The sequence below is a fragment of the uncultured Roseibium sp. genome, assembly GCF_947494555.1.
Lineage (GTDB): Bacteria > Pseudomonadota > Alphaproteobacteria > Rhizobiales > Stappiaceae > Roseibium.
Window position 1 is genome coordinate 41,396 of record NZ_CANLVF010000009.1, and the last position, 13,790, is coordinate 55,185.

10 protein-coding genes are annotated in these 13,790 nt (G+C 54.7%); 6 read left to right on the forward strand and 4 right to left on the reverse strand.

What is annotated here, in order from left to right:
* Nucleotides 1–13: 13 nt before the first annotated feature.
* From fabZ to lpxB, 4 genes are read left to right on the forward strand one after another with little or no spacing between them, the layout of a single operon-like run.
* A complete protein-coding gene (gene fabZ / locus Q0915_RS30145) occupies nt 14–478 on the forward strand; it encodes a 3-hydroxyacyl-ACP dehydratase FabZ (protein WP_299484045.1) in 465 nt (154 codons plus the stop codon).
* A gap of 6 nt (nt 479–484) precedes the next feature.
* Complete coding sequence (gene lpxA, locus Q0915_RS30150) at nt 485–1,282, forward strand: acyl-ACP--UDP-N-acetylglucosamine O-acyltransferase (protein ID WP_299484046.1); 798 nt, start codon at nt 485–487, stop codon at nt 1,280–1,282.
* Nucleotides 1,283–1,286: 4 nt separating this feature from the next.
* A complete protein-coding gene (lpxI, locus tag Q0915_RS30155) occupies nt 1,287–2,171 on the forward strand; it encodes a UDP-2,3-diacylglucosamine diphosphatase LpxI (RefSeq protein ID WP_299484047.1) in 885 nt (294 codons plus the stop codon).
* Nucleotides 2,168–3,352, forward strand: coding sequence for a lipid-A-disaccharide synthase (gene lpxB, locus Q0915_RS30160; protein WP_299484048.1), 1,185 nt, complete (start codon nt 2,168–2,170; stop codon nt 3,350–3,352). Before lpxI ends, lpxB begins: the two co-directional genes overlap by 4 nt.
* Before the next feature lie 92 nt (nt 3,353–3,444).
* On the opposite strand, the gene Q0915_RS30165 is transcribed toward lpxB, so the two are convergent.
* Both Q0915_RS30165 and gltA read right to left on the reverse strand, forming a co-directional pair.
* Entirely contained in the window at nt 3,445–5,871 is a 2,427-nt protein-coding gene (locus Q0915_RS30165; RefSeq protein WP_299484049.1) for a methyl-accepting chemotaxis protein, read from the reverse strand.
* 399 nt (nt 5,872–6,270) lie between these two features.
* A complete protein-coding gene (gene gltA, locus Q0915_RS30170) occupies nt 6,271–7,563 on the reverse strand; it encodes a citrate synthase (RefSeq protein WP_299484050.1) in 1,293 nt (430 codons plus the stop codon).
* A gap of 538 nt (nt 7,564–8,101) precedes the next feature.
* Between gltA and Q0915_RS30175 the strand changes: the two genes are divergently transcribed.
* Nucleotides 8,102–8,833: a LuxR C-terminal-related transcriptional regulator gene (locus tag Q0915_RS30175; protein WP_299484051.1), complete on the forward strand. Its 732-nt coding sequence runs from the start codon at nt 8,102–8,104 to the stop codon at nt 8,831–8,833.
* Between the two features lie 120 nt (nt 8,834–8,953).
* On the opposite strand, the gene gltX is transcribed toward Q0915_RS30175, so the two are convergent.
* Complete coding sequence (gene gltX, locus Q0915_RS30180) at nt 8,954–10,378, reverse strand: glutamate--tRNA ligase (protein ID WP_299484052.1); 1,425 nt, start codon at nt 10,376–10,378, stop codon at nt 8,954–8,956.
* A 157-nt stretch (nt 10,379–10,535) separates the two neighbouring features.
* Between gltX and Q0915_RS30185 the strand changes: the two genes are divergently transcribed.
* Nucleotides 10,536–12,896, forward strand: coding sequence for a ComEC/Rec2 family competence protein (locus Q0915_RS30185; RefSeq protein WP_299484053.1), 2,361 nt, complete (start codon nt 10,536–10,538; stop codon nt 12,894–12,896).
* A 91-nt stretch (nt 12,897–12,987) separates the two neighbouring features.
* Here the strand turns inward: Q0915_RS30185 and lexA are convergent, their stop codons facing one another.
* Nucleotides 12,988–13,698: a transcriptional repressor LexA gene (gene lexA / locus Q0915_RS30190; protein ID WP_299484054.1), complete on the reverse strand. Its 711-nt coding sequence runs from the start codon at nt 13,696–13,698 to the stop codon at nt 12,988–12,990.
* Nucleotides 13,699–13,790 lie beyond the last annotated feature (92 nt).

Sequence of the window (13,790 nt, forward strand, 5' to 3'; positions counted from 1 at the left end):
CAAGGGGCACTTCATGGAAGACGCAGAACAAAAGACGCTTGCCAGCGCAGATATCATGAAAATCATGAAGCTTCTGCCGCATAGGTATCCTTTCCTGCTTATCGACAAGATCATTGAGATGGATGGCGATAACAGTTGTATCGGAATAAAGAACGTCACCATCAACGAACCTCATTTCACCGGTCATTTCCCTGAAAGGCCGGTATTTCCAGGGGTGCTGCTTATCGAAGCAATGGCGCAAACCGCTGGTGCATTGTGCGTTCATGCGCGTGGTGTAGACGCGCCGCCGCAGCTGGTCTACTTCATGACCATCGACAAGGCGAAATTTCGCAAACCCGTGGAACCTGGCGACCAGGTGCACTTCCACGTCAAAAAAATCAAGCAACGCTCCAATATCTGGAAATTCGACGCAGTCGCACAGGTAAACGGAACAAAGGTTGCAGAAGCTGAAGTCAGTGCGATGCTGATAGATGCGTGAGGACAAATGACACAGATACATCAAACGGCCATCGTTGAAGACGGGGCCGTGATCGGCGAGGGCACTCGCATTGGTCCGTATTCAATCGTCGGACCGAACGTGAGCCTCGGGGAAGGTGTAATCCTTGAAGCCCATGTGGCCGTCGCCGGTCATACGAGTGTAGGTCCTGGAACCCATATTTTTCCGTTTGCCAGCATCGGACACAAACCGCAGGACCTCAAGTTTGCAGGTGAGGTCACGCGCCTTGAGATTGGTTCAAACAACCAGATCCGCGAACATGTAACCATGAGCCCGGGCACCGAGGGTGGCGGTGGTCTGACGAAGGTCGGGGACAATTGTCTCTTCATGATGGGGTCTCACATTGGTCACGACTGCCAGGTTGGAAACCACGCTATTTTGGCAAACAATGCGACGCTCGCCGGGCATGTCGAACTTGATGATTTCGTCATTCTTGGCGGCTTGAGCGCAGTTCGGCAATGGTCGCGCATCGGTACTGGTGCGATCGTCGGTGGCATGACAGGTGTTGAATTTGATGTCATTCCCTACGGTTCGGTGATTGGGGACAGAGCACGTCTCGCCGGACTGAACCTCATCGGCCTGAAGCGCAAAGGTATCCCGCGTGAACAGATTCATGCGCTGCGAGCAGCCTATAGGGCATTGTTCGAAGGTGAGGACGGCACACTCCGCAGTCGAGCAGAAGCGCTTGCACTGGAAACGGGTGATCAACCCCTGGTGAAGACTGTAACAGACTTCATTTTGGAAAAGGAAGACCGGCGTTTTTGCACGCCGCGCAACGAAGACTAAAGCCATGTCCGATCCGATCGGGGGGCAAAGCGGGCGCCTTGCCCTGATAGCCGGAAACGGAAGTCTTCCCGGACAGATCGCTGATGCGTTGGTGCTGGCCGGGCGTGACGTTAAGATTGTTGCCATCAAAGGCGAAGCCGAAGCGGCGACCCGAGAACGCGCGAGCGCGGAACTTGGGTGGGGCGAAATCGGCAGGCTTTACAACTTTCTTGAAAAAACTGGATGCCGGGATGTTCTTCTGATCGGTGGTGTGTCCCGACGACCCGATTTCACGTCCATCCTTGGCGACTTCGGGACCATGCAGAGATTACCGACAATTTTTCGAACGCTGACCGGCGGTGATGACAGCCTATTGACGAAAGTTATTCGTCTTTTTGAGAGCGAGGGGTTTCGCGTTGTGGGTATCAAGGATGTTGCGCCGCAGCTGCTTGCTTCAAGCGGCGTACTGGGTCGGACGAGGCCAAGTTCTGACGACCAGCACGATCTGGAACTTGCGCTCAAGGCTACCGAAAAACTCGGCGAGCTCGATATCGGGCAGGCTGCGGTTGCCATCGGAGGCCGTGTTGTGGCGCTTGAAGGAGCAGAAGGAACCGACGCAATGCTGGAGCGCTGCTGCGAATTGAAGCGCAGTGGACGTGTCAGGACCAAAGGTCGTTCCGGTGTGCTCGTCAAGACCGCCAAACGCAATCAGGATTTTCGAGTTGACCTGCCGACGGTGGGGCCAAAGACAATTGAGCTTGCTGTAGCAGCGGGCCTGTCTGGGGTCGCCGTGGAGGCCCAGGGAGCGCTGATCGCAGACAAGGATGAGACGCTTAAAAAAGCCGATGCGATGGATATATTCGTAATCGGTATCGAGCGGACGGAGGAACCCGGGGAAACCGAGACATGACAAGCACTGGGCCGACGATTTGCCTGGTTGCCGGTGAAGAGTCGGGAGACCAGCTCGGTTCGGAACTCATGAAAGCCCTGGATGCCAAGCTTGGTGAGGAAACTCGCTACTGTGGCGTCGGCGGCGAGCGCATGACAAACCTTGGCCTCTCCAGTTTCTTCGACATCTCGGATGTATCGGTCATGGGACTTAGCGCTGTGCTCGCACGGCTGCCACTCATCATTCGGCGGGTCTATCAAACCGTGGACGCAATCGTTGCAGCTGATCCGGCCGTATTGGTGATCATCGACAGTCCAGACTTTACGCACAATGTAGCGCGCCGGGTCCGCAAGCGCGCACCGCACATACCGATAGTAGGATACGTGTCGCCGTCGGTGTGGGCCTGGCGGCCCGGACGGGCGAAGAATATGAGCGCCTATGTCGATCAATTGCTGGCCTTGTTGCCCTTTGAGCCAGAGGTTCACAAAAAGCTCGGCGGACCGCCGACACATTACGTCGGCCATCCGCTCGTCGAAAACGTGGGTGATCTGCGTCCGGCAGGGAATGAACGCGCGCCCCTGTTGAAGGACAACGGTGTTCTTGTTGTGCTGCCCGGCAGCCGCCGCAGCGAAATTGACCGTTTGCTGCCCGACTTTGGCAAAACCGTTGCACACCTCAAGAAAGAAATGCCGGGCCTTGAAGTCCTGCTTCCTGCCGTCGGGCATCTGGAACAAAGGATCAGACAAGAAGTCAAAAGTTGGGAATTTCAGCCGAAAGTACTGACCGGTCTGGACGAAAAGCAGGCGGCTTTCCGGCGTGCACATGCCGCATTGGCGGCTTCAGGTACAGTGTCGCTCGAACTCGCCTTGTCAGGCGTTCCGATGGTGGTTGCCTATAAGGTTGACTGGTTTTTCCGCAGACTGAAAGAACTCAACCGGCTCTTCAAACTCGCCAATGTAGACTCGTTCGTCTTGCCGAACATTATTCTGGGAAACAGAGCGATTCCGGCATTTCTTGATGAAGAAGTTGATCCGGAAGTTCTGGCCAGGAAGTTGATTGGCCTCTTGACCGATGGGCCGGAGAGGCAGTTTCAGCTGAGCGAACTCAGCCGTCTGGACGATCTTATGCGTCTCCCCGACGGTCACAGTCAGAAAGACGCGGCCGTCGGCATCGTCATCCGGACCATGAATTCCGCACGATAGCCGGTAGAAGGTGACCATGAAGGCTGCATCCGCTTGGCGTGACAGCCGGAACGGACGCTCCTGCTATTGGAGCGCCCGGAGACAGCTGCGGCTCAAGCGTTTGCCACCTTGTCGAGGAAGTTGCCAACTTCCTTGTTCAGCGTGTCTGTCCTGCGTGACAATTCACCGGATGCTGTCAGAACAAGACTTGAGGATTGGCTGGTTTGGGAAACCGCGTCTGAAAGGTCCGACATATTTGTTTTTACCGAACCGGTGCCTTGGGCGGCGCGTTGAACATTGACCGAAATCTCATTGGTGGCGGCACCTTGTTCCTCAACGGCTGCCGCGATGGTTGCGGTGTATTCATTGACCTCTTCCATTGTCTCGGTAATGTCCTGAATGGCAGAAACAGCGTCTTCAGTTGCCGTTTGGATCTCCGAGATCTGTGAGCTGATTTCCTCCGTTGCCCTTGAGGTCTGTGTCGCCAGTTCCTTGACTTCCGCCGCCACGACCGCGAATCCCTTGCCGGCTTCACCGGCCCGGGCAGCTTCGATCGTCGCATTCAAGGCGAGGAGGTTTGTCTGCTCGGCGATTGCCTGGATCAAATTGACGACCTCGCCGATTTTTGTTGCAGCTTCGGCAAGACTGTTGACCTTTGTATTCGTGAGCTGAGTGCCTTCTGTCGCTCGTCCCACAACCTGTGTCGTCTGGCTTACCTGGCGGGCGATTTCAGCAATTGACGCGGAAAGTTCTTCTGCAGCGCTGGCGACTGTCTGTACGTTCTGGGTCGCTTCGTCCGTAATACCGAATGTGCTGTCGGCCAGACTGGAGCTCCGATTGGCAAGCGAGCTGAGATCCTGCGCCGCGCCATCAAGGGTCTTTGCTGTCTCCCCAACAGTTCCAAGTGCTTCGGAAGCCTTTTCGCGGAACTCGGCGATGAGTTCTTCAACACTGGCCTGGCGAGCAGCGCGCAAGTGCTGTTCCTGTTCGGTTTCCGACTGGAGACGAACACGTTCAACAGCGTTGTCACGGAACACCTGAAGGGTTCTACTCATGTCGCCGATCTCATCGCCCCGTTCAGAGCCATCAATCTCGACTGCCGTGTTGCCTTCCGCGAGCATGGACATGGTCGCTGTTGTTTTACGCAAAGGTCTGGTCACGGCAAGATTGAGCGCAAAGGCGAGCCCACCGCCGGCTGCAACCGCTGCCAACAGGGCAAAACTAATAACGCTCAAGGCTCTGGAACTTGAAGCCTGTGCAGTGGCGCTCTGGCCTGCAGAGATTGTTGAGATCCGCGATCTGACGCGCTCAGAGAGCGTTTTCATTGCTGAAATTTCGGAAGCAAGTGCAAACTCGTTGGAAGCCAACCCATCAAAAGTGTCGTGGAATGTGTCCAGCGACTGAGCGACTACGGGGATCATTTCCAAGATCGCCGGGAAATCCTTTGATCCGACTTCGAGCCTCGACGTCAGTTCTTTCAGGGCGGAGACGCCTTCAACGACTGCATTCTGGGTTTCCTCGCCGGGAAACACCATGAAGTAGAATGTAGCTGCCTTGAGGGCATGCGCATCCGCCTCCAGCTGCATGACAGTGCTTGATACATTGTCGGCCGCAAAGAAGTTGTAGCTGATTTGCTCGGCCTCGCCGTTGACCTTGTCGATCGCCGCGGTCGTCTCGGTCAGTATCTGTTTCACATTCATGACGAGTTCTTCGAAACCTGCCTTTGCTGTGTCCGTCAGGTCGAAAATCTCGATATAATCCTTGGTCGCTGACAGCTTCTCCAAAATCAGCGCGACGTCTTTAGTCTTGTCAGAAAGTTTCTTGAATTCCGCGCGGTCAATGCCTTCGAAACTGTTTGACGCCATTTTCATGGCGGCGGGTGCCAGTTCGTCGAGACGGGTCTTGATCTCAGCAATCTGAGACGCATTGTTTGCTGCTGCCGAGAACAGATTTTGAAGCGTCAGCACCTGTTCCTGATAGCTAGCGGCAGCCTGTCCCACCTTGTTGGCGCTTACCATTGTTCTGCGTGCGTTGGTATCGTCGGAGCTGATACCAATTCGCGCAATGATAGCTTTGCCGAGGATGTCGGCAGCGGCGGCCTCAAGCTCGCGGACGGCCTCTTCGAGCCGGGTCCTTTTTTCAGATTGCGACTGCGTGAGTGCCACGACGTTTTCGAAGGCGGTGTGAAACTCGGTGACTGCCGCAGCTGCTTCCTCCACCTGATTTTTTGCCAGTGTCTCACCGGCAAGCTGCTTTTCCAACGTAGCAAGTTCGCTTCCAAGTCCGTCGATATCAACGAGTGCAGCATTGGCTGCCTCGATGTTCTGAGACGCAAGAAAGTCTTCGCGTTTGCTTGCCAGGTTTTGCAGCTGTGCGATCGCGGAGGTCGATTGTCTGGCAATTTCCATTCTGTCTGAAAGAGTCATGACGCTGTAGGCGCCGACACCGCCAACAAGGCCCGTCAAAGCGACAACTGCCGCGAAGCTTCCACCGACCTTTACACCGAATTTAAGATCGGTAGCAAATTTCAGAATTTTCATTTTGCCCCCTCGAAGTCGCCAACGATTGATTCATCTGATAAATTCAAGCGAAGGTAGTTGGGGATTCCTTACTTTTGTATAAAGCAAGCTTATTGAATGAATCTATGTATTATTACAGATAACCTAATTCACTTATCGTATTTCATTGGAGAGATCGCGCTAAGATTCTTTAGAGAATCTGTAAAAAATAGTACATAGAAAAAAATTTCGTATTAGTTGTATTTTTGACTTAAAATTTGGAGATTCGTTGTGGGATTTTAAGTAAAACTAGCCGTTGGTGCGTGTTCTCTCTGCGCATGTTCATTGACAATGCCGGGAGAACGTTGCGTTAAAAAAATGCCCCCGGCAAACCGGAGGCATCTTTTCTTGTGCTTCGTACGAACGTTAGGTTTTTCGACTTTAACGCCGTTGATCGATCGGCGTGTAATCCCGTTTGGTGGCGCCAGTATAGATCTGACGCGGGCGCCCGATCCGCTGAGAAGGGTCTTCCACCATTTCTTTCCACTGAGCGATCCAGCCGACTGTTCGCGCCAGTGCGAACAGAACAGTGAACATCGTTGTCGGGAAGCCGAGAGCCCGCAGCGTGATACCTGAGTAGAAGTCGATGTTGGGATAGAGCTTCTTGTCGATGAAATATTCGTCGTTCAAAGCGATTTTTTCCAGCTCGATTGCAACATCGAGCAGCGGATCGTCCTTGATACCCAACTCGCCCAGAACTTCATGTGTCGTCTTCTGCATGATTCGGGCGCGGGGATCATAATTCTTATAGACCCTGTGGCCAAAGCCCATCAGGCGGAACGGGTCATCCTTGTCCTTGGCCCGCTCAATGTACTCGGGGATGTTATCCACGGACCCGATTTCAGAGAGCATGTTCAGTGCGGCTTCGTTTGCGCCGCCGTGAGCCGGGCCCCAAAGACATGCAATACCCGCGGCAATGCAGGCAAACGGGTTCGCGCCTGATGAACCGGCAAGCCGCACTGTCGAGGTTGAGGCATTCTGTTCGTGGTCTGCGTGGAGAATGAAAATACGGTCCATGGCGCGCGCGAGGACCGGATTGACTTTGTACTCCTCACAGGGAACAGCGAAACACATATGAAGGAAGTTTGCTGCATATCCGAGATCGTTGCGCGGATACACAAAAGGCTGACCGACATGGTACTTATAGGCCATCGCGGCAATCGTCGGCATTTTCGCTATCATGCGAAGCGAAGCGACCATGCGCTGGTGCGGATCGGTGATGTCCGTCGAGTCGTGATAGAACGCCGACAGCGCGCCTACAGTTCCCACCATGATGGCCATAGGGTGAGCGTCGCGGCGGAAGCCAGAGAAGAAACGGTTCATCTGTTCATGAATCATCGTGTGATAGGTCACGCGATTCACAAAGTCATCCTTTTGCACCTTGGTCGGCAGTTCGCCATAAAGGAGCAAATAGCAGGACTCAAGAAAGTCGCCATGATCGGCAAGCTGGTCGATCGGGTATCCGCGGTACAGCAGCGTACCCTCGTCACCGTCGATATATGTGATCTTGGATTCACAGGATGCAGTTGACGTAAAGCCAGGGTCATATGTGAACATGCCGGTGTCCTTGTACAAGGACGAAATGTTCACGACTGACGGTCCGATGGATCCGTCAAGAACGTCGAAATCGTGGTCGGCGCCACCGACGTTGAGCTTGGCGTTGTTGTCGGCCATACAGAAACCCCTTTTGTTTATCCTGATGTGCTGTCCGGTTTTGACTGCCCGTCACGCTTACGTGCTCAATCCCGGTCCGCACCTGAGAAATTTTCGGGTCTTGCGTAGCCCATTTACCGCAGTGCCGCAAGCTGGCCAATATAACGCTTTGGTCAAAGGCGAGAATTACCGGTCCAGGTTCAGCTCGCCTGGGTTCGAATGAGCAGGTACGACGCCCGCAAATCGTTTCAGGTTGCTATAACCCTCCGTCAAGCCGCCTTTGTTGCTAGCCCGCTTTGACCGCCTAAGCCGATTAAGGTTTGAGCATTCTCCGGTAATGGATCTCATGGAAAAAGTACCGGCTGATCTTGCCGTAGCACGCCTCCGAGTGAAGTGAATCGGATTAAAAATACCAATAAATCCTTATGCTCGCGTGGTGTCTGGACGTAGGGAATTGCCTGCAAGTATCAGAAACAGTTGGCTTTGCCGCGTTATCGATTTCCCTAAAGTTAGCTGATACGCTTTTGAGCGAACCTTAGCCGTCTCTCAGGAATTTTGAATGAATCGAGTGCTCGAAGATTTTGCCACGAAGATCGTTTTTGCCAAAGATATGGACATTGTCTGGAGCGCGACGTGCGAGTTTTTCGAGAACCAGGGGTTCATTGGCGTACAGCACGGCGTGAGGAACGGAGGGGGGAGGCTCACCGAAGACGATACACGGCTATCAACCTCGGTTTCCGATTGGCAGGCGGCGTATTTTTCCGAAGAAGATGACCTCATAGATCCTCTGTTTACGCGAAGCGAGCATACGCCCGAGATGTTTACAACCGGTCTTGAGTTTCTTTGCGACTATCCGTTTTTGAGACCTAAAGAAAAAGCCGTAATCCATCGCGCGTCCGATTTCGGTTTGATCAGTGGCTTGGCAATGAAGATGCCGAGCGAAGATCCGCAAATGCGCCGAGGCTGGAATTTGCTTTCCGATCTGAACCGGAAGCAGATGGAAGATCTCAGACAAAGATCCGGCTCTCTCTTTCAGGTATGTGCTGCACTTGCGGACCAGAAAATGGTCTCGGTTGGCACGCAACATCGGGGCCTTCGGTTGACCAAACGGGAAGCTGAATGCCTTTTGTGGCTGGCCAATGGCATGCGCACCGATCAGATCGCCTACAAGCTTGGTATCAGACCCGTTACAGTGGACATGCATGTTCGCAACGCACGCCACCGGTTGGGCGCCAAGACGCGTGAGCAGGCCCTTGCGATCGCCATTCATGAGGGACTTATCAAGCCTTGACGCAAGCGAGGGCACCCAGGTTGGCTTGGCTCGATTTGCGAATACCTGCGGCTCCCGGAAAGCCCGGAAGCCACCTCTTGTGACTTAAAGTCGTTATTTCACACACAGTTGCGGGATCTCTCAGGATGCCTGATCGTTGATGCGGGCCAGCGACTCTTCACGGCCAAGCGCTATCAGCACGTCGTAAATCCCCGGCGATGTTCCGCGTCCGGTCAGTGCGGCGCGCAGCGGTTGGGCGACTTTTCCAAGTTTCAGATCCTTCTGTTCCGCGTAATCCCTGACTGCAGTTTCCAGAGGTTCAGCCGTCCATTGCTGAGTGGCTTCCAGAACACCTGAGAGTTCGCCCAGGATTACCCTGGCGTCTTCAGAGAGAATTTTCTGAGCCTTTTCGTCCGTATCCAGCGGCCGCTCGCGCCAGAGGTATGACGCGCTCTCGGTCAGTTCGACCAGAGTTTTTGCGCGCTCCTTGAGGCCGGGAAGGGCGTTCAATGCCGTCTTTTCGTTTTCCCCTTGCGAAAGCCAGGAAAGGACCTTCTCCCCGTGTTCAGCGGCTTGAAGATAGACTTTCCAATGCTCGAGCAACTCCGCGTCCTCGGTCGAACGCATATAATGTCCATTGAGATTTTCCAGTTTCTTGAAATCGAAACGGGCAGGGGATTGCCCGACGGCGTCAAGTCCGAACCAGTCGATCATGTCATTTAACGACATGATTTCTTCGTCTCCGTGGCTCCAACCCAGACGGGCCAGATAATTTCGCATGGCCTGTGGGAGATAACCCAATGCCCTATAGGCCTCCGCGCCTGTTGCTCCATGACGCTTTGAGAGTTTTGCACCGTCCGGGCCATGGATCAGTGGAATGTGTGCCATTGCAGGCACGTCCCAGCCAAGTCCCTGAAAGATGAGTGTCTGTCTTGCGGCGTTCGTGAGGTGGTCGACCCCGCGAATGATGTGTGTGACACCCATGTCATGGTCGTCCACGACGACGGCAAGCATATAGGTCGGCGTTCCGTCGGACCGCAGAAGAACAAGATCATCGAGATCCTTGTTGGGAATCACGACCCGGCCCTGAACCAGGTCTTCGATAACGGTTTCACCCTCTTGCGGTGCCCTGAGCCTAATGACGGGATCAATCCCGGAAGGGGCTTCCGAGGGATCCCTGTCCCTCCACGTGCCGTCATAGCGCGGCGGTCGTCCTTCCGCGCGCGCTTTTTCGCGCATTGCCTCAACTTCTTCCGGTGAACAGTAACACTTGTAGGCCGCACCGTCGGCAAGCATCTGATCGACGGCTTCCTTGTGTCTTTCCACGCGCGAGAACTGGGAAATAGGATCACCAGCCCAGTCAAGACCCAACCATGAAAGGCCGTCTATCAAGGCATCAACCGCCTCCTGGGTGGAGCGGGCGCGGTCGGTGTCTTCAATGCGGAGCAGCATCCTTCCACCGCTGTGCCTGGCAAAAAGCCAGTTGAACAAGGCGGTTCGGGCGCCGCCAATATGCAGGAATCCGGTCGGAGAAGGTGCGAAGCGCGTGACGATCTCTTGTGTCATGGTGCTTTATTTGAAAGTCTCATCTGGAATGAAGGCGCGTGCTGCGCCGGTCGTGTGGCGCGGTCTTAGCACAGGCATCGTCAGGGCAAAACAGTGCCTTGCCCGTTTCTTGTTTCGGCACGGAAAGTAATGCGCGTTGGTTTATCGCCAGGACACATTGCAAAAAGAAGTCGGTCGCAAGAACGGTGCGAATTCCGAAGACTATATTGGACATCCGACGTCTGACGATCCCGCAGTCAAAACACGCCGCCTGTCTGGCCGGAAGCAGCTCTGGTCGACGAATTCAAACGCTGCAGAAGGTGGCAAAGCAAGTGCCGCGAACTCGCAATGGGAAAATCGGGCCTTACTCTGGATCAGTTTTTCTTATGCGGCCGGGATCGGAATTTACGCGGCTCTGCCGGAAGAACCATCCTGGTTCCTGCTGTCATGTCTGTTCACCGGAATTGTAATCTTTACCGTTTGGCACGCACGCCGGCGGCATCTTTCGCCGGTGATGCTGCTGGTTCTCGCATGTTTTGCAGGTTTGACGTCAGCGAGCCTTAGAACAGCGTATGTAGACAGCCCGCGGATCGGCGAAGACATGAACGTCAGTCTGACGGGCAAAGTTCTTGAGGCAACCAACAGGCCCAATGGAAAAAGATTGGTTATCGAGGTTGAAACGGTCAATGATCGCGCACTTTCAGAGATCGTGTTTCCCGCTAAAGTTCGGCTGCGTGTTCCAGGGGAAACACAAGCCGGCGTTGGCGACAGGATAAACACCAGGGCACGCGTTTTTCCACCTGCCGGTCCGGTCGTGCCTGGCGGATATGACTTTTCTTTTCGCGCTTATTTCTTGGAGCTTGGAGCAACCGGTTTCAGTTTCGGGCAGCCAGATGTTTTACCGGCCAAGAATGCAGCTTCGTTTCAGAATACGGGCGTCTGGATCCAGGCGTTAAGAGATCGCATAGCCTCAAGGATACGCGCCAGTTTACCTGATAGTCAGGAAGCTGCACTCGTCGTTGCACTGCTTGTAGGCGATCGCAGCAGCATAAACGAAACTCAGCAGGAAAACCTGAGAGCCGCAGGGCTTGCTCATATTCTCGCAATATCGGGTCTGCACATGGCTCTGTTTGCTGGCGGGACATATGCTGCAGCGCTCTTCATTTTTGCGTTGTTTCCGCCTTTGGCGTTGCGGTTTCCCATTCACAAGTTCGCCGCCGGCGCTGCCATGGCGGCGGCTTTCTTCTACTTGCTCGTTTCTGGCGCTTCCGTTGCAACGCAGCGATCTTTCCTGATGATCTCACTCGTCTTTCTGGGAATTCTTGTCGGACGCCGCGGCCTTACGGTACGCAGTGTCGCGTTTGCCGGTCTCTTGCTTCTGGTGCTGGCGCCGGAGCGCTTGTTCTATCCCGGTTTTCAGATGTCATTTGCAGCGGTGATCTGTCTTGTTGCCGTCTACGAAACGTGGCGGGAACGCGTTGCACCGCTCGCAGCTGGCCGGCGGTATCGCAAATCGCTTCTTGACAAGATCACGCTATCGGCAGCCCGGTGGATGGCCGGGCTCCTGGTGACGGCGCTCGTTGCCGGAGTGGCGACCGGAATTATCGCTGCGCATCACTTTGGCCGTATTGCACCATACGGGCTTATCGGAAACATGCTCGGGATGCCCGTTTTCACGCTGCTTGTCATGCCGATGGGCGTTCTTTCGCTGCTGCTCATGCCACTTGGACTGTCAGCAGTTCCACTCGCTGTCATGTCGTTTGGGTTGACACTCCTGCTCGAGATTGCCGCGTTCGTTGCCGAACTCGATGGCGGCATCGGTGCGATCGGTCAGTTGACGATGGCCGAAACACTTGCATTTACATCGGCTCTTTTCGCGGTTCTGCTGCTGCGGGGAAAGTGGCGGCTCGGCGCGGTTCTTCCACTTCTGGCAGGAAGTATTCTGGTGTATTTGTCGCCCGCGCCCGATATCCAAATATCCGCTACCGGCAGTCGTATTGCGGCACGTGACATTAGTGGAAATCTTAACTGGAATGGCGTGCGGGGGTCGTTCCAGACCGACATCTGGTATCAGGCAGAAGGACTGACCGGCGAAGCGATCATGTCGCGCAAGATGCAATCGCCTCAAAGAGAATGCGATCCGCTTGGATGTGTCATAAAAGCCTTTGAAAAAAGCCCAGTCGAAACAGAAGCCGCGACTCCAGACAGGCCCTTTTACATCGCCTTGCCAAAGTCGCTGGATGCGCTTGTCATGGATTGCCGGTATGCCGATCTCATCGTAAGCGACTTGATCGTGCCCGGTACGTGTGAGGCAGGACTTGTCATCGATCGCGACATACGTGAGCGCCGAGGCGCGATATCCTTGTGGCTATCCCGTCAGGCAGGGTCCGATCCCAGTGCCGATGAAAACAGTCAACTCACATTCCTTCGCGAAAAAGACACCGGGCGATTGCAGATTGACGCGATCCAATACGCAATCCCGATCATACCGAGACCCTGGCACAGGAAAGGTGAGGTAACGCGCGCAAGCTTGCGATGACCGCAATCAACAGCAGGGCTCACCCACTTTACATTCGACCATCGGCCCGACCCGTTTACCGCAAAGGCTCACAGGTGCCGCACACTCACCGTTAGTATTGGCGGAAAAGGGCAACCAAACGACCTTGGACACGCACTCTGCCAGGGCCGAAGATGCGCGTTTCATAAGCTGGATTGGCCGCTTCAAGGGCGATGGATGCGCCCTTCTTGCGCAGACGCTTGAGCGTGGCTTCTTCCTCGTCAACCAGTGCCACGACGATATCACCACTGTCCGCACTGTCGGTTCTGCGTATCAGAACCGTGTCACCGTCCAGAATTCCAGCTTCAATCATGGAATCGCCGCGCACTTCAAGAGCGTAGTGCTCGCCTTTTCCCAGAAGTTCCGGCGGCACGGAAATCGAATGACTGTGGGTCTGGATTGCTTCTATCGGGACGCCTGCCGCGATGCGGCCCATGACCGGAATCTCCGTTCCCTGTACCACCGGTTCAGGAGCGGGGCGCGGGGGCTCCAATTTCCCGAGCGAACCCTCAATGACCTCGGGCGAAAAACTGCCCCGGGGCCGTGGAGCGCCCAATCCAGGCGCTATGGAGTCGGGAAGGCGTACTACCTCCATCGCGCGCGCACGGTTGGGAAGCCGTCTTATGAAGCCCCGTTCCTCGAGCGCTGTAATCAGTCGATGGATACCGGACTTGGAACGAAGGTCCAAAGCATCCTTCATTTCATCAAAAGACGGCGGAACACCCGTTTCCTTGAGTCTTTCGTGAATGAACATGAGCAGTTCGTACTGCTTGCGCGTGAGCATTTTTAGCTTCCCCTGACCACAGAATGGGCTGGTACAAATCAAGAACAATCTACCTGTTCCTATTGTGTTCTGCAAGGGTAAATGTTCTCTTA